15 protein-coding genes and 1 riboswitch are annotated in these 16,371 nt (G+C 67.1%); of the genes, 9 read left to right on the top strand and 6 right to left on the bottom strand.

The annotated features are described in order from the left end of the window. Positions 1-5 precede the first annotated feature (5 nt). The 3 genes from AC5P8R_RS14460 to AC5P8R_RS14450 all read right to left on the bottom strand — a co-directional run bounded on the left by AC5P8R_RS14460 (position 6) and on the right by AC5P8R_RS14450 (position 3,740). On the bottom strand, positions 6-692 hold the full coding sequence (locus AC5P8R_RS14460; RefSeq protein ID WP_080281917.1) for an epoxyqueuosine reductase QueH: 687 nt from the start codon (positions 690-692) through the stop codon (positions 6-8). Positions 693-853: 161 nt separating this feature from the next. Then, a riboswitch (cobalamin riboswitch) is annotated at positions 854-1,083 on the bottom strand. Positions 1,084-1,216: 133 nt separating this feature from the next. Continuing rightward, complete coding sequence (locus tag AC5P8R_RS14455) at positions 1,217-2,626, bottom strand: nicotinate phosphoribosyltransferase (protein WP_495223568.1); 1,410 nt, start codon at positions 2,624-2,626, stop codon at positions 1,217-1,219. A 64-nt stretch (positions 2,627-2,690) separates the two neighbouring features. Next, positions 2,691-3,740, bottom strand: coding sequence for a bifunctional nicotinamide-nucleotide adenylyltransferase/Nudix hydroxylase (locus tag AC5P8R_RS14450; RefSeq protein ID WP_481442598.1), 1,050 nt, complete (start codon positions 3,738-3,740; stop codon positions 2,691-2,693). A gap of 193 nt (positions 3,741-3,933) precedes the next feature. Between AC5P8R_RS14450 and AC5P8R_RS14445 the strand changes: the two genes are divergently transcribed. Beyond that, positions 3,934-5,826 carry a patatin-like phospholipase family protein gene (locus AC5P8R_RS14445; protein WP_495223567.1) on the top strand — a complete coding sequence of 631 codons (1,893 nt, stop codon included), beginning with the start codon at positions 3,934-3,936 and terminating at the stop codon, positions 5,824-5,826. 134 nt (positions 5,827-5,960) lie between these two features. Here AC5P8R_RS14445 and AC5P8R_RS14440 read toward each other — a convergent pair whose 3' ends face one another. Further along, a complete protein-coding gene (locus AC5P8R_RS14440) occupies positions 5,961-7,328 on the bottom strand; it encodes a short-chain fatty acyl-CoA regulator family protein (protein WP_197574396.1) in 1,368 nt (455 codons plus the stop codon). A 115-nt stretch (positions 7,329-7,443) separates the two neighbouring features. Here AC5P8R_RS14440 and AC5P8R_RS14435 point away from each other — a divergent pair, with 115 nt between their 5' ends. From AC5P8R_RS14435 to mmsB, 5 genes are read left to right on the top strand one after another with little or no spacing between them, the layout of a single operon-like run. Next, the gene (locus AC5P8R_RS14435; RefSeq protein ID WP_014645591.1) at positions 7,444-8,949 is read left to right on the top strand and encodes a CoA-acylating methylmalonate-semialdehyde dehydrogenase; all 1,506 of its coding nucleotides are present in this window, start codon (positions 7,444-7,446) and stop codon (positions 8,947-8,949) included. Positions 8,950-8,963: 14 nt separating this feature from the next. Then, entirely contained in the window at positions 8,964-10,130 is a 1,167-nt protein-coding gene (locus AC5P8R_RS14430; RefSeq protein ID WP_014645592.1) for an acyl-CoA dehydrogenase family protein, read from the top strand. Further along, entirely contained in the window at positions 10,127-10,924 is a 798-nt protein-coding gene (locus AC5P8R_RS14425) for an enoyl-CoA hydratase (RefSeq protein WP_005407685.1), read from the top strand. The genes AC5P8R_RS14430 and AC5P8R_RS14425 overlap by 4 nt, the downstream gene beginning before the upstream one ends. Beyond that, positions 10,921-12,096, top strand: a complete 1,176-nt coding sequence (locus AC5P8R_RS14420; protein ID WP_164077533.1) for an enoyl-CoA hydratase/isomerase family protein — start codon at positions 10,921-10,923, stop codon at positions 12,094-12,096. The genes AC5P8R_RS14425 and AC5P8R_RS14420 overlap by 4 nt, the downstream gene beginning before the upstream one ends. After that, a complete protein-coding gene (gene mmsB / locus AC5P8R_RS14415) occupies positions 12,093-12,983 on the top strand; it encodes a 3-hydroxyisobutyrate dehydrogenase (RefSeq protein WP_005407687.1) in 891 nt (296 codons plus the stop codon). Before AC5P8R_RS14420 ends, mmsB begins: the two co-directional genes overlap by 4 nt. Positions 12,984-13,202: 219 nt before the next feature. Here mmsB and AC5P8R_RS14410 read toward each other — a convergent pair whose 3' ends face one another. Both AC5P8R_RS14410 and AC5P8R_RS14405 read right to left on the bottom strand, forming a co-directional pair. Further along, on the bottom strand, positions 13,203-13,628 hold the full coding sequence (locus AC5P8R_RS14410) for an organic hydroperoxide resistance protein (RefSeq protein WP_004153735.1): 426 nt from the start codon (positions 13,626-13,628) through the stop codon (positions 13,203-13,205). Between the two features lie 111 nt (positions 13,629-13,739). Continuing rightward, a complete protein-coding gene (locus tag AC5P8R_RS14405; RefSeq protein WP_169412436.1) occupies positions 13,740-14,696 on the bottom strand; it encodes a cation efflux transmembrane domain-containing protein in 957 nt (318 codons plus the stop codon). Between the two features lie 378 nt (positions 14,697-15,074). Between AC5P8R_RS14405 and AC5P8R_RS14400 the strand changes: the two genes are divergently transcribed. Genes AC5P8R_RS14400 through gp17 form a run of 3 tightly spaced genes read left to right on the top strand, consistent with a single transcriptional unit; the run spans position 15,075 to position 16,314 of the window. Next, a complete protein-coding gene (locus AC5P8R_RS14400; RefSeq protein WP_014645595.1) occupies positions 15,075-15,587 on the top strand; it encodes a head-tail connector protein in 513 nt (170 codons plus the stop codon). Next, positions 15,584-15,934 carry a head-tail adaptor protein gene (locus AC5P8R_RS14395; protein ID WP_014645596.1) on the top strand — a complete coding sequence of 117 codons (351 nt, stop codon included), beginning with the start codon at positions 15,584-15,586 and terminating at the stop codon, positions 15,932-15,934. Before AC5P8R_RS14400 ends, AC5P8R_RS14395 begins: the two co-directional genes overlap by 4 nt. Before the next feature lie 23 nt (positions 15,935-15,957). Then, positions 15,958-16,314: a tail completion protein gp17 gene (gene gp17 / locus AC5P8R_RS14390; RefSeq protein WP_014645597.1), complete on the top strand. Its 357-nt coding sequence runs from the start codon at positions 15,958-15,960 to the stop codon at positions 16,312-16,314. Positions 16,315-16,371: the final 57 nt, after the last annotated feature.

The following is a 16,371-nucleotide window of genomic DNA, read 5'->3' as shown; positions in this document are numbered from 1 at the left end:
GCACGTCAATCGCCCTGTGGCGTCCCAGCGTCCTGCCCGTAGTACAGCAGGCCGATCCTGATCCGCTCGCGGCCATTCTCGCGGCGATGGCGGTTGGCATCGCGAAGCGAGTACACGCAGCCGCAGTATTCCTGCTGGTAGAACTGCTCGCGCTTGCTGATCTCGATCATGCGGCTGGCGCCGCCGCCCTTGCGCCAGTTGTAGTCCCAGTACTGCAGGCCTTCATAGCGCGAGGCGGCGCGGATGCCGCAGTCGTTGATCTGCGCCATGTTCTTCCAGCGCGAGATGCCCAGCGAAGAACTGATGGTGTCGTAACCGTGCTCGTGCGCGTACAGCGCAGTGCGCTCGAAGCGCATGTCGAAGCACATCGTGCAGCGGATGCCGCGTTCAGGCTCGTTTTCCATGCCGCGTGCACGGCTGAACCAGTTGTCGGTGTCGTAGTCGCAGTCGATGAAGGGAATGCCGTGCTGCTCGGCGAAGCGGATGTTCTCCTGCTTGCGCAGCTCGTACTCCTTCACCGGGTGGATGTTGGGGTTGTAGAAGAAGATCGCGTAGTCGATCCCGGAGGCGGTGATCGCCTCCATCACTTCGCCGGAACAGGGCGCGCAGCACGAATGCAGCAGCAGGCGCTTGCCGTCGGCGGGCAGGGTCAGGGTGGGGCGTTGGAGCTCGGTCATCGTCAGGTACCGCATGGACCGCCGGCAACGGCGGTGGCCCATGCATCAGCGCGTGGGTGAACGGGTCTGGCCGGATACCGTGAACAGGACGCGCGCGGCCACACCGCCTGCACGCGCAGGACGACGACGGCCCCGGCAACCTCCCCGCGGAGATTCCAGGTCGAGTCAGGGGACGGTCGTGTCCCCCGGCCGGGGCCGGTATTCGGGCTGATGGACACGGGCCGCAGCCCACCTACTACCCGCCGCTTCCCAGGCGCGAGCCCAGTGCTGTTGGCAGGATTCGTTTCCATTCACCGCTGCGGGGCAGCTCCGGAATGGACGCGCGAGGCGCCTTCACCGGATTCCCGTTTAAATCCCTCCCCGCGCCGCAGCGATGGGAGGGATACCTTCGGCGTGTGCAAGGTGGACCTGTTGGTGGCGCCGGTCAAGAGCGCAGGGGTCAGAACCCGCTGCGTGGCAGCGGGATCCGACCCCAGCGGAAGGAAGGGGTCGGATCCCGCTGCCACGCAGCGGGCTCTGACCCCGGTCGGGATGCACCTTCAATGCCCCACGGCCGCCCGCGTGCGGATGTCGTCCAGCCGCTGGTCGTGCAGCAGGCGGCCGTTCTCCCACACGGTCACCATTGCGTCCTCGAAGCCGTCCGGCAGGGTGTCGTCGCCGTTGGCCGGCAGCGGCACCGTGTGCAGGCTGCCATCGTCCAGGCGGCGCAGCAGGCGCATGCGGCCACGCTTGCTGGCCTTGCCGGCGTCGGTGACCGGATCCTTGTAGACGTCGATCCACTCACCCTCGACCCTCGCCGCCGAGCACTTCAGTGCGAACTTCTGCGTATCGCGGTCCAGCCGCTGCAGCAGCGCACCGCCCATGCCGAAGGCCACGTTGTCGGCGGCGTAGCCGTCGTCGGTGATGCGTTGCAGGATGGTGCGGATGGTATCCGGGTTGATGCCATCGCCCTGGATCACCCGCACGTGGTTGAGCACGCGGTAGCCCTTGCTGTTGAGGGTGTGGCCGAAGGCTTCATCCAGCCGGCGCAGGCTTTCGGCCACCACCTCCACCGGGTCCCCCGAGTCCGGGCGGATGACCAGGGTGGCGCCCGAGGCGATCACGTCATCGCGCAGGGTGGTACCCCAGTGCTCGCTGATGGCGCGGTAGATGTCATAGCTGTCCGACACCACGGCTACGATCGCACCGGGCGTGCCGAACTGGCGCAGCATGTTGCGGTAGGCGTCCACCTCGCGCTCGCGGCCCCAGCTGGTGATGGTGCTGTGCTCGGCGGCGGGAATCGAATAGCCGGCCATCGGCGCGTGATAGTGCGCGCGCGCCAGGCACAGCGCCGATACGGTATCGGTGCCGAGGAAGTTGACCAGGTGTGCGGCACCGCCCAGCGCGGCCGATTCCAGGCTCGATACACCGCGCGCGCCGAAGTCGTGCAGCTTGAACGGTAGCTGCCCCTGCGGGTCGTCGCTGGTCTGCTGCAGGAACGCGGCGATGGTCTGCCGTGCGTGCCAGCTGATGGTGGCCACGGTGACTGGATACCACACGCGCAGCAGCAGCGTTTCCAGGTACGACGGCACCCAGAACGCGGCCGGATCGGTCGACTCGATCGTCATCAGTGCCTGGTGGGTGGGCACCACGCTGCCCTCGGGCACGGCACGGATGCGTACCGGCAGGTGGCCGCCAAGCCGGTCGACGATATCGCGCCAGCCGGCCTCGTTGAACGGTTCGCCATGCGCGGCGAACACCGCAGCAGCGTCGTCGATGTCGGCTTGGGTGACCGGCCGTGCCAGCGCGTCCTTGAGGATCGCCTGCAGGCCGAAGAACACCGTGCGATCGTGCAGGCCGCCACGTGATTCGACGTAGAAGAACGTGGCATCGGTACCCGGCGGGTACTGCAGCCAATGGCTGGCCTTGTAGCTGTCGGTGTTGAGGAGAAGATTATCGAGGTAGTGCATGACGGAAGCTCCTTCGCGTCGGGTGAAACCAGCGGTCTATCCGCCAGTGGGAAAGCCGGGCCGGTCAGCCGCGGCCGAGGAAGTACTCCAGGATGTGCAGGTGGTCTTCGAACAGCTGTGGGCCCATGTCCAGTGCTTCACTCACCGGTATCCAGCGTGCCTTGTCGGCGTCATCGCCACCGCGCACCGGCGGCAGCTCGCCGGCCGGAAACTCGAAGTGGAAACCGTGGGTGATGGTGCGGCCACGCTGGCTGCGGTCCGGGTGGTCGAACACCTGCTGGCCCTTCAGCGACCCCTTCAACACCGGCAACGGAATCTTCAGCCGGGTTTCCTCGCGCAGTTCGCGCAGGCAGCTGTCGAGCAGGCTCTGTTCCTGGCCGACGAAGCCGCCGGGCAATGCCCACAGCCCCTTGCCGGGTTCCGAGCGGCGACGCACCAGCAGCACGTGGCCCGAATGCACCACCACCGCATCGGTGGTGACGAAGGTGGGCGCGTAGGGCGCATCCTTCCAGGCGGCCTTGTACTGTTCGATGAAGCGGTACTCGGCCACCAGCTGGCCATACGCAGGCGCACTCTTGCGGAACGCTTCGAGCATGTCGTACACCGGCGCCGGCACATTGCCACGCAGCATCAGCAGCGCGCCGTGGAAGTCGACGTCGCCGGCCTCGAACAGGTAGCGCCGCAGCTCGGTGGCCGACAGGGTGGCGGTGTGCTGCACGTCCACCAGCGGCCACTGCGGGAACTCGCGCAGGTAGTAGCTGGACGCATCCTTGTCCATGCCGATCAGGCCCACCCTGGCATCGGCGGCGGCACCGTCGTTGCGCAGGGCGTCAGCCACCTGGCGCTGCACGTTGGCGATCCACTGTGCTTCGTTGTACAGGTGGTCACGCAGCGGGCGGATCAGCAGACGGTCGGTGTGGTCGTCGAGGGCCGCCTGGATCATCACGGCGCGTTCGGCCACGGTCCAGGGATTGCGCAGGCTGCGGGGGGTATCGGCAGAGCCGACCAGGAAGATCAGCTTGCGGGCCCGGCTCAGGGCCAGGCGGGCAACGGCGGCGTGGCCGTTGTGGAAGGGCTCGAATCGCCCGATGAAGACGAGATAGTCGAATTCCATGAGAATCCCTCATGTCGTTGTGGCAGCCGCGGGTCTGTCCCTTGGCTTGCTGCAGATGCTACGCCGATGGCAGGGCGGGTCAAGCCTGCAGCCGTGCTTTCTGCTGAACGGCGCATTGCGTGCGCGGACTGCGCCGTCGTTCTCAGGCCCTGAGAAGCCCCTGCGCCATACTGCAACCCACGCGGCGGACGGCATGCTCGGGGGCAAGACAGTGGCGGACAAGTACTGCGATCTGGTCATGAAAGGCGGCATCACCAGCGGCATCGTGTACCCCAATGCGGTACTGGCGCTGGCCCGCGAGTATCGCTTCAAGAGCATCGGCGGCACTTCAGCCGGCGCCATTGCGGCAGCGGTGGCGGCTGCAGCGGCCTGCGGCGATCGCCGCCAGCAGGCCGGCGAGCAGCTGCCCGGCGATGCAGGCTATGGCGGGCTGTCGGCGGTGTCGGCACAGCTGTCCCGGCGCGGCTTCATCTACAGCCTGTTCCAGCCGGCGCGCGGCGCGCGCGCGGCCTATCGGCTGCTGGTGGTGCTGACCGGCAATGCCCGCCTGCCGCACAAACTGCTGTGCCTGGCCGTTGCGGTATTCGAGATCGCGCCGCTGGAAGTGCTGGTGTCGCTGGCGCTGCTGCTCGGCCTGGGCTGGTGGGGCGGTGGCTGGAGCGGCGTGGCCGCCACGCTGCTGCCATCACTGCTGTGCGCCTACGGTGCGGGTGTGGCCGGTGCCGCGCTGCGGGTCGCGCGGGTGGCGCGTCGCAACCTGCTGGGCCTGTGCAGCGGCCTCAGCCGCGATCCACGCAGGCCGGCGCTGACCGAGTGGTTGCATGAATGCCTGCAGCAGCTGTCGGGCAAGCCGCTGGATGCACCGTTGACCTTCGCCGACCTGCACGATGCGCCGCGCTACGCCGGTGAGCCTGACAGCCCGCATGCGATCAGCCTTCAGATGATCACCACCTGCGTATCGCACAACGAGCCGCGCACGCTGCCGCTGGGCGGTGCGCAGTTCTGGTTCCTGCGCGAGGAGTTCGAGCAGCTGTTCCCCGCCAGCGTGGTGCAGTGGCTGGTGAGCCAGGCCGGCCCGCCGCTGGAGGTGGAAGGGCGGCAGTACTACCACCTGCCACAGGGCCCGAAGTTGCCGGTGCTGGTGGCCACGCGCATGAGCCTGAGCTTCCCGCTGCTGATCAGCGCGGTGCCGCTGCATGAACCCTCACGCCGCGAACGACGCTGCGAACCGACCGCCCCTGCGGCCGACCAGGAGCACAACGTTGCCGACAGCATGGAAGGGCTGACCAGTGCCGGGCAGACCTGCGGCCCGGTGATCACCGCCTTCCGCATCTGCTGGTTCTCCGATGGCGGCATCAGCAGCAACTTCCCGATCCATCTGTTCGACGCCGCCCTGCCGCGCTGGCCGACCTTCGCCATCAACCTGGTTTATCCACAGCACGCCGAAGCGGTGAGCCAGGGCAGCGGCGGCCGCCAGGCGCTGGAACATGCGGTGTTCCTGCCCACCGAAAACCGCCACGGCTGGCAACGGCATTACCAGTCCATCGCCACGCCACTGGCCGCAGCCGAGCTGGGTCGTTTCCTGTTCGCGGTGGTGGCGACCATGCAGAACTGGCGCGACCTGCTGCAGGCGCGCGCACCGGGTTATCGCGACCGCATCGTGCACGTCAGCCTGCAGGGCGACGAAGGCGGCATGAACCTGGACATGCCGCAGGAGGTACTCTCCCGCATCGCCGACAAGGGCAGCCTGGCCGGTGCGCGCTTCTGTTCGTTCTCGTTCGAGAACCACTACTGGATCCGCTGGCGCAACCTGGCCTCGGCCTACCAGCGTTACACGCTGGAAGTGGCGCGCACCGATGATCCGGCGCAGCAGGTGCTGGCCTACCGCGCGGCGTACGCGATGGTCGCCAGCGGTCAGCCGACGCCACCGTCGTACAAGCTGGGCTCGGAAGACAAACGGCTGGCCTCGCAGCAGTTGTGGGGCTTGATGGTCGAGCAGGGCCGCACCTGGGAGGACCTCGGCCCCGACCTCACCGACGGTGCACCGCGTCCGCTGCCGCAGATGAAGGTCACGCCGATCTACTGACCCGATCCTGCGGTCGAATCGGGGTCAGATCCGTTTCCGCAGGAAAACGGATCTGACCCCGCAGTGGTTGCTGCTCTTGCCGGCCAGCGGCCGGCACTACCGCAGGTGCAGGGCGCGGCCCTGCCAAACCCGCCCTATCGCCCCGGCAACTGCGCGAACGCGCGCTGCATGCAGTCCTCGCGCGGGCACACCCGGCACCCCGGGCCGATCGATACCGAATTGCCCGGGCTCTGCACATCCAGCCCCAGTGAATACACCAGGCGTTCGGCATGCTGCAGGTCGCAGCCCAGCGCCACCGCGAAGGTCTTGCGCGGTTGGCCATGGCCGACCGGGCCACTGCTGACCTGCCGCGCCAGCCAGAAATGACGGCGGCCATCGGGCATGCGCGCGGTCTGGGTGAGGATGCGCCCGGGTTGGTTGAACGCCTCGTAGACGATCCACAGCGGGCACGATCCACCCACCTGCGAGAAGTGGAAATCGGTGGCCGAATGGCGCTTTGAGACGTTGCCCGCCCGATCCACGCGGATGAAGAAGAACGGCAGGCCGGGCGCGCTGCGCCGTGCCAGCGTGCTCAGCCGGTGGCAGACCGCTTCGAAGCCGACGCCGAACTGGTGCGCCAGCAGTTCGATGTCGTAGCTGCTGGTTTCGGCTGCACGCAGGAAGCGCATGTACGGCATCACCAGCGCACCGGCGAAATAGTTGGAGAGACCGATCCGCGCCTGCGCGATGCGTGCCTCATCGGTGAACCCGGCGCGCGCCACCACCGCATCGATCTGCGGCAGGTAGCCGTGCAGGGCCAGCTCGGCCGCCATCTGGAACGCCTGCTGTCCGGGCTCCAGGTAATCGGGCAGCCACAGCCGCCGCGCACCGGCATCGTAGTGCCGCTTTTCGCGCCCGGCCTGCAGTGCGGCCACTTCCACCAGCACGCCATGGCGGTCGGCCAGCAGCTGGCGCAGCCGCGGTGCCACATGCCCGGGCGACAGCCCCCATTCGGCGAACAGCTGCTCGGCCAGCTCGTCCAGCTCGGGAATGTGGTTGTGCATGCGGTTGAAGAACTCGCGCACCTGGTCACCGGCGGGCAGGGTACTGCCGGCGCCGGGCTCGCCCAGCTGGAACTCCAGTGCGGCCGCGTGCTCGCGCAGCGCCAGGTGACGACGGTGCAGGTCCAACAGCGCGCGGCTGACCTGCGGCAGGTTCCCGGCCAGCGCGCGCAGTTCGGTCGCGCTGACCTCGGCCAGGCCCAGGTCGCGCAGGGTTTCGCCCAGCGCTTCCTGCAGGGCGGCGGGCTCATCGTCATCGAACAGCGAGGAAACGTCGCCCAACACCTCTCCCAGCTTCTTCTGCACCGCCGGTGTCAGTGGGCGCTTGTTGCGCTCGATCTGGTTCAGGTAGCTGGCCGACAGCCCCAGCGCACGCGCCAGATCGGCCTGGCTGTAGCCGCGCCGCTCGCGCAGCCGCAGCAGGCGCAGGCCGAGTTGCCGCTGGGGAGCTGAATAATTCACAGAATTAACAGGAATCGTGGGGCGTGTTGGCCAGATTAAGCGGATTCAGCCCGGAAATCGAGTCGGGTGCTGTGAATAATGCCAAGCATCTTTCGCACCCTGTGGGATTGTCGTCATGACTGTTGCAGCGCCCCGTATCCGCATGCTGATCGATGGCCAGTTCGTTGAATCGGCCACTTCCCACTGGCAGGACGTGATCAATCCGGCCACCCAGGACGTGCTGGCCCAGGTGCCGTTCGCCACCACCGGCGAAGTGGACGCCGCCGTCGCCGCCGCCAAGGAAGCCTTCAAGACCTGGCGCAAGACCCCGATCGGCACCCGCGCGCGCATCTTCCTGAAGTACCAGCAGCTGATCCGCGAAAACATGAGTGAGCTGGCCCACATCCTCACCGCCGAACAGGGCAAGACCCTGCCGGACGCCGAAGGTGATGTGTTCCGCGGCCTGGAAGTGGTCGAGCACGCCGCCGCCATCGGCAACCTGCAGCTGGGCGAGCTGGCCAACAACGTGGCCAATGGCGTGGACACCTACACGATCATGCAGCCGCTGGGCGTGTGCGCTGGCATTACCCCGTTCAATTTCCCGGCGATGATCCCGCTGTGGATGTTCCCGATGGCGATTGCAACGGGCAACACCTTCATCCTCAAGCCGTCCGAGCAGGACCCGATGGTCACCATGCGCCTGGTCGAGCTTGCCCTGGAAGCCGGCATTCCCAAGGGCGTGCTGAACGTCGTCCACGGCGGCGAGGAAGTGGTCAACGCGATCTGCGACCACCCGGACATCAAGGCCGTGTCGTTCGTCGGGTCCACCCGCGTCGGCACCCACGTCTACAACCGCGCTTCGCTGGCCGGCAAGCGCGTGCAGTGCATGATGGGCGCCAAGAACCACGCCGTGGTGCTGCCGGACGCCAACAAGGAACAGACCCTCAACGCAATGGTCGGTGCCGCCTTCGGTGCCGCTGGCCAGCGCTGCATGGCGGCTTCCACGCTGGTGCTGGTCGGTGAGGCGCGCAACTGGGTGCAGGACCTGGTGGCCAAGGCCCAGACCCTGAAGGTCAGCGCCGGCACCGTGTCCGGTACCGACGTCGGCCCGGTCATCTCCTGCAGCGCCCGCGAGCGCGTGGAAGGCCTGATCGCCTCGGGCGTGGAGCAGGGCGCCAAGCTGGTGCTCGATGGCCGCAAGCCGCAGGTCGATGGCTTCGAGAAGGGCAACTTCGTCGGCCCGACCATCTTTGCCGGTGTCACCACCGACATGCGCATCTACCAGGAAGAGATCTTCGGGCCGGTGCTGGTCATCCTCGAAGCGGAAACGCTGGAAGAGGCCATCGCGATGGTCAACAGCAACCCGAACGGCAACGGCACCGCACTGTTCACCCAGTCCGGCGCTGCCGCGCGCAAGTTCCAGGAGGACATCGACGTCGGCCAGGTCGGCATCAACGTGCCGATCCCGGTGCCGGTGCCGCTGTTCTCGTTCACCGGTTCGCGCGCCTCCAAGCTGGGTGACCTGGGCCCGTATGGCAAGCAGGTGGTGCTGTTCTACACCCAGACCAAGACGGTCACCGCGCGCTGGTTCGATGACGAGACGCTGAGCCACGGCGTCAACACCACGATCAGCCTGAAGTAACGGCAGGAGCAGCCATGAGCCACTCGATGACGACGGAACTGGAAGAAGCGCAGCAGGCGTACCGCGAGGCGGCGCGCGACTTCGCACAGGCCGAACTGGCGCCGCACGCCGCGCGATGGGATGCGGAGGGCATCTTTCCGCGCGAGGCGATCGCCAAGGCCGGTGAGTTGGGCTTCTGCGGTCTGTACATGGACCCGGAAGTGGGCGGCAGCGGCCTGAGCCGACTGGACGCCGCCGTCGTCATCGAGGAGCTCGCCAACGTCGATCCGTCGACCGCGGCGTACATCAGCATCCACAACATGGCCTCGTGGATGGTGTCCAGGTGGGGCCAGCCGGCCCTGCGCGATGCGTGGGGCACCGATCTGTCCTCGGGCAGCAAGCTGGCCTCGTACTGCCTGACCGAACCGGGTGCGGGTTCCGATGCGGCGTCGCTGAAGACCACCGCCGTGCGCGATGGCGACTTCTACGTGCTGAACGGCTCGAAGGCCTTCATTTCCGGCGCCGGTGCCACCGAGCTGCTGGTGGTGATGGCGCGTACCGGCGGTGCCGGTGCCGGCGGTGTCAGCGCCATTGCGGTGCCGGCGGACCTGCCGGGCATCAGCTTCGGCCGCAAGGAAGAGAAGATGGGCTGGAACAGCCAGCCCACCCGTGGCATCACCTTCGAGAACGTCCGCGTGCCGGTCAGCCACCTTCTGGGAGAGGAAGGCGGCGGCTTCAAGCTGGCCATGAAGGGGCTGGACGGCGGCCGCATCAACATCGCCGCCTGCTCGCTGGGTGCCGCACAGGGTGCACTGGATGCTGCGCGCCGCTACATGGGCGAGCGCCGCCAGTTCGGCAAGGCGCTGGCCGAGTTCCAGGCGCTGCAGTTCAAGCTGGCCGACATGGTCACCCAGCTGGTGGCTGCACGGCAGATGGTGCACACCGCGGCACGCAAGCTCGATGCCGGTGCCAGCGATGCCAACGTGTGGTGCGCGATGGCCAAGCGCTTCGCCACCGATGCCGGTTTCAACGTCTGCAATGAAGCGCTGCAGATCCACGGGGGCTACGGCTACATCCGCGAATACCCGATCGAGCGCCTGCTGCGTGACTGCCGCGTGCACCAGATCCTGGAAGGCACCAACGAGATCATGCGGGTGATCGTTGCCCGTCACCTGCTCAACACCGAAGAGGAACTGCGATGAAGGATTGGCGTACCCAGGAGCACGTGGGCCTGAAGGTGGAGGTGGATGGCCACACCGCCGTGGTCACCCTGAACAACCCGCCGGCGCATACCTGGACCGTGCACAGCCTGTCGGCGCTGCGCGACCTGGTCGGCGCGCTCAACGCAGACCGCGACATCTACGCGCTGGTGATCACCGGTGACGGCGAGAAATTCTTCTCCGCCGGTGCCGACCTCAACCAGTTCGCCTCCGGCGACAAGGCCGCTGCACGTGAGGCCGCGCGCCGCTTCGGTGAGGCCTTCGAAGCGCTGTCCGGTTTCCGCGGCGTGTCGATCGCCGCGATCAACGGCTACGCCATGGGCGGTGGCCTGGAGTGCGCGCTGGCCTGCGACCTGCGCATCATTGAAGACCATGCCCAGGTCGCGCTGCCGGAGGCCACCGTCGGCCTGCTGCCGTGTGCCGGCGGTACCCAGAACCTGCCGCGCCTGGTCGGCGAGGGCTGGGCCAAGCGCATGATCCTGCTGGGTGAGCGCATCAATGCCGAGACCGCGCTGCGCATTGGCCTGGCCGAAGAAAAGGTCGGCAAGGGCGAAGCCAAGGCGCTGGCGCTGGAATGGGCAAAGAAGGCCGGCAAGCAGAGCCCGACCAGCATCGCCGCCTGCAAGACCCTGGTGCAGTCCACCCGCACCGGCACCCACGCCTCGGCGCTGGTGGCCGAGCGCGAAGCCTTCGTCGACCTGTTCGACACCGCCGACCAGGTCGAGGGCGTGACTGCCTTCCTGGAAAAGCGCGCCGCGCAGTGGAAGAACGCATGAGCACGGATACCGCTGCCGACGACGCACCGGTGCTGTTCGAAGAGCGCGTGGCTGGCAACGGCACGCGCATCGGCATCGCCACGCTCAATGCGCCGCGTACGCTCAACGGTTTCTCGCTGCCGATGGCGCACCTGCTGCTGAAGCAGCTCAACGCCTGGGCCGACGACGATGGCATCGCCATGGTGGTGCTGCAGGGCGCCGGCGAAAAGGCGTTCTGTGCTGGTGGCGACCTGCACAGCCTGTACAAGGCCATGGTCGCCTTCCGTGAGGCCGGCCACAGCGACATCCGCCAGAACGCCTATGCCGCCGAGTTCTTCGACGTCGAATACCGCGTCGATTACCTCATCCACACCTACACCAAGCCGATCCTGTGCTGGGGCCACGGCATCGTGATGGGCGGCGGCATCGGCCTGATGTCCGGCGCCAGCCACCGTGTGGTCAGCGAACGCTCCAAGCTGGCCTTCCCGGAAATCACCGTCGGCCTGTTCCCTGATGTCGGTGGCAGTTGGCTGCTGCCGCGCGTGCCGGGCAAGGGTGGCCTGTTCCTGGCCCTGACCGGCGCACTGCTCAACCCGGGCGATGCCATCTACGCCGGCCTGGCCGACGTGCACGTGGCCGAAGAACGCCGCAGCGCAGTGTTCGATGCGCTGCTGCAGGTGGCCTGGTCCAATGACACCGCACACAACCACGAACGCCTGACCCATCTGCTGCAGTCGCATGCCAGCGATGCCGCCACCGGTCCACTGCTGGCCCACGCGGCGCAGGTCGATGCGTTGTGCGAAGGCGATGACCTTGAAGCCATCGTGGCGCGCATTGCCGGCCTGCAGACCGACGACGCCTGGTTGCAGGCGGCTCAGAAGACCCTTGCTGCCGGTGCACCGGGTTCGGCACGGTTGGCGTACGAACTGCAGCGCCGCAGTGCCGGCCAGGACCTGGCCGCGATCTATCGCCTGGAGTACATCGTCGCCCTGCATTGCGCCGCCCATGGTGATTTCGCCGAAGGCATCCGCGCGCTGCTGGTCGACAAGGACCGCAATCCGCAGTGGAACCCGGCCACCCTGGCCGAGGCCACTGGCGCGTGGGCAGACACCTTCTTCGCTTCCCCCTGGGCCGACGCCGCGCATCCGCTGGCCGACCTGGGCACTCCCCTTGTTGAAAGGAGCCTTGCATGAGCCGCATTGCATTCATCGGGTTGGGCAACATGGGTGGCCCGATGGCCGCCAATCTGGTCAAGAACGGCCACAGCGTGCGCGTGTTCGATCTGGTTCCGGCCGCGGTGCAGGCCGCTGTCGACGCCGGCGCCAGCGCTGCATCGTCGGCGCGCGACACCCTGGCCGATGCCGAAGTGGTGATCTCGATGCTGCCGGCCAGCCGTCATGTCGAAGGCGTGTACCTGGGCGACGACGGCATTCTGGCCGCGATCCCGGCCGGTGCACTGGTCATCGACTGCAGCACGATCGCCCCGGCCAGTGCCCGCAAGGTCTCGGAAGCGGCCGCCGCGCGTGGCCTGCAGATGATCGACGCACCGGTGTCCGGCGGTACCGCCGGCGCCCAGGCCGGCACCCTGACCTTCATCGTCGGCGGCGAGGAAGACGCGCTGGAACGCGCACGCCCGGTGCTGCAGGCGATGGGCAAGAACATCTTCCACGTCGGCGCCAGCGGCGCTGGCCAGGTCGCCAAGCTGTGCAACAACATGGCGCTGGGCGTGATCATGGCGGTGACCGGTGAAGCCATCGCACTGGGCGTGGCGCACGGGCTGGACCCCAAGGTGCTGTCGCAGATGATGGCGGTCAGCACCGGCCGCAGCTGGGCCACCGAAGTGTGCAACCCGTGGCCGGGCGTGCTGGAGAATGCGCCGGCCTCGCGTGGCTACAGCGGTGGCTTCGGCAGCGATCTTATGCTGAAGGACATGGGCCTGGCGGTGGAAGCGGCGATGAGTGTCGGCGCTTCGATTCCGCTGGGCGAAGTGGCCCGCAATCTCTACTCGATGAACCACCAGGCCGGCCGCGGCAAGCTGGATTTCTCCAGCGTCGTGCAGCTCATCACGAGCGAGAAGTGACCTGGTAGTGCCGGCCGCTGGCCGGCAACCTCATGCCCCCGTGCGGGACAACGGAGGTGGGATGGGCGGATGTTCGGTTTCGACCGGCATCCGCCCATTTTTTTGGGGGTCGGATCCCTTTCGCAACGCGAAAGGGCTCTGACCCCATATAGCCGTGCGGGCCTGGGATGGGGTCAGAGCCCTTTGCCGGTGGCAAAGGGATCCGACCCCGGCGCCGCATCAGGCAACGATCAGCGTTACATCAATGTTGCCGCGGGTGGCGTTGGAGTACGGGCACACGATGTGCGCCTTCTGCACCAGTTCTTCCACCTGCTCGCGCGGCACGCCCGGCACGTTGATGGTCAGCTCGGCCTCGATGCCGAAGCCGGTCGGGATCTGGCCGATGCCGACCTTGCCGGTGACGGTGGTGTCGGCCGGCAGCGCGACCTTGGCCTGGCCGGCCACGAACTTCAGCGCGCCCAGGAAGCAGGCCGAGTAGCCAGCGGCGAACAGCTGTTCCGGGTTGGTGCCCGGGCCGCCGGCACCACCCAGCTCGCGCGGGGTCGACAGCTGGATGTCCAGCACGTTGTCGGACGAGACGGAACGGCCTTCACGGCCGCCGGTGGAGGTGGCCTGGGCGGTATACAGAACCTTTTCGATGGACATCGGGATGCTCCTGGTCAGTGGGTGGGTACTGCTATGGAGCCTACTTTGCCCGGTTTCTGCGTACGTTGGGTTGCAGTCCGTACGAAAAACTTGATTGATCGTCCTGTTGGCCTAGATCGTCCACTCGCGGTCGGTGGTGAACATGATGGTCAGCCAGCGGTCCGGCGAGGCCTCGCCCAGCGCATCGCCGATCTCGTCGCGCAGCTGGTCCCATTCCAGCAGGGGCCGCGGCGGGTCGTCCTCGCGTACCACGAAGAACAACTCGATCTGCTCGCCACGCCCCACCTGGGCGACGTAGCTGCGATGCTCGACGAAGCCATGCTTGGCCACGATCGCGCGTGCCACCGCGTCCACGTGCGCCTGCAGTTCCGGCGGGGTGACCAGCAGGATGCCGGCCAGCGCCCGGCGCACCGTCCCGAGCGGGGCGATCATCACCAGCACGCAGACGAAAGCGAGGATGGCCGGGTCGATGTACGGCCCGACCCAGGCCAGCGAGGTGCCGCGCACCAGTACGCCGCCAAGGAAGGCCAGCAGGTAGCAGGCCGACATGCTGGCGGCGATCACCCAGTTCTTCGCGTCCAGCGCGATGAACTCCGAACCGATGCGGCGGTTGGCGCGCAGCACGAACCAGGCCAGCACACCTTCGCCGATGATCGACAACCCGGCGAAGGCGATGGCTGGGCCGAGTGCGATGTGGCGGCCGCCGGACATCAGCGCATCCACCGCATTGACCAGCGCATACAGTGCCGCGCCGATCATCAGCGTGCCGCTCACCCCCAGCACGATGGGCTCCAGGTGCCAGAAGCCCATGGTGAAGCGCTGGTTGAGCCGCGACTGCAGCGCGTCGGTGCTGGTGGACAGTGCGATCAGACGCGCGACCAGCAGTGACAGCCAGGTCATCACCACATCGATCAGGCCGTAGATGCCATCGAAGATGATCAGCGAGGAATTGGCCAGAAGACCAAATACCACCGCAGCGGCAGCCAGCAGCAATGAGCCTGCGATGGACAGGCGCAGCACGCCTTGTTCGGTACGCGCATCGAAGAAGCGTTCGGTGTTGGCAGGCATGCGGGAATCCAGCGGGAAATGGGCTGCGGAAGCAGCGCGTTGCCATTCTATCCAGCCTGCGGCACGTCGCCATGACCACGCCCGCACAGCGCCTGGAAAAGTCACCAGACTGGTAACCGTTTGCGGATTGACGGGTGCACACCCGAAGCGTATCGTTTGTACCACGATGACATAGAAGCCTCCGGTGACCCCGGGGGCTTCTTTCGTTTGCGCCGTCGCGCGCTGCGAGGTCACCGCCACCGGCCCTGACGTCCCCGTCGCAGCCGTTCTGTTTTCCGCCCCGATCCTGCCTTTCCCGCGCCGTCCTGGTGATCGCGTGGGGCGCCGCCGTGCGCGCAGGATCGGGGCACTCCACATCCATCAACGAAGGAGGATTCGATGCCCCTGCTGACCCTTGAGCAGTGCCGCGCGCACTGCCGTATCGACGGCGATTTTGACGACGCCATCCTGGGTGACCTGCTGGCCGCAGCCAGCGATGCAGCCGCGGCCTATCTGGGCCGCGAGCTGTACGCCGACCAGGCCGCGCTGGACCAGGCGCTGGACCAGCTGCCGCAGGACATGGCGGCGGCGGTGACCGGGCATGAAGCCGCGGTTGCCGCCGCCAATGCCGAGACCAACGCGGCCAAGGCCAAGGCCATGCGTGATGTGGCCGATCGCCGCCTGGCCGTGGCGACCGCGCGCAGTGCGCGCCTGCTGCAGGGCATGCCGGTCAACGACAGCATCCGTGCAGCGGTGCGCCTGTTGCTGGGCCACCTGTACGCCCATCGCGAAGCCGTGGTCGTCTCTGCGCAGACGTTCGATGCACCGGCAGGCGCCGCTGCCATCGCAATGGAGCTGCCGTTCGGCGTGGCCGCGCTGCTTGATCCGTACCGATCGGCAGCAACGCCATGAACGCCGGCCACTTCAATCGCCGCATCCGCATCGAGCGCCAGGACGGCCAGCTCGATGCGTGGGGGCAGCCGCTGGACGCCTGGCAGCCGGTGGCAGAACTGTGGGCCGCCATCATCGCCGACCGCGCAGACAGCGTGCAGCGGCTGACGCTGGAAAGCCGCCTGCCGGCAACGATCCGGCGCCAGCGCTTCCATGTCCGATTGGCAGCCGCACGACAGGCAGGCATCCAGGCCGGCATGCGCATCGTGCATGACGGTCGTGTTTTCAACATCACCGGCGTTGCGCCCGACTTCAGCCGGCGCCAGACCACGGTGCTGTTCACCGAACAGTCTTCAGGCATCGCCTGAGCGACGCCAACCAGGACACCGCGATGAGTTACGAAGCACAGCTGCACGCGCTGCTGGCCCCGCTGCTGCAGGGCCGGCTGTATCCCGACCTTCCGCCGGAACCGGTCATCTATCCGTGTGCCGTCTACCAGCAGATGGGTGGACAGTCCGTGTGGTTCAACGAAGGTTCCATTCCCGAACAGAAGCACGCTCGCGTGCAGCTGACCGTCTGGGCAGACAGCCGCGCCCAGGCCAACACCCTGATCCGCAACATCGAGGATCAGGTATGCGCAGGATTGCCGACCGCCGAATCGTTCGGCGCTGCAATCGCCGTGCATGAGCCGATGCTGCACAAGTACGGCGCGCGGCTCGATTTCGGCCTGTGGTACGTCGACCCGTAAACCGCATCACCCGTGCAACACCCCAGCCTGGCATTCGCCGGGCTTTTTTTTATCCAA

This window comes from Stenotrophomonas sp. YJH_SMC_73 (assembly GCF_059370155.1).
Note: the sequence above shows the minus strand (reverse complement) of the source record. Positions and strands in the feature narration are given on the sequence as shown.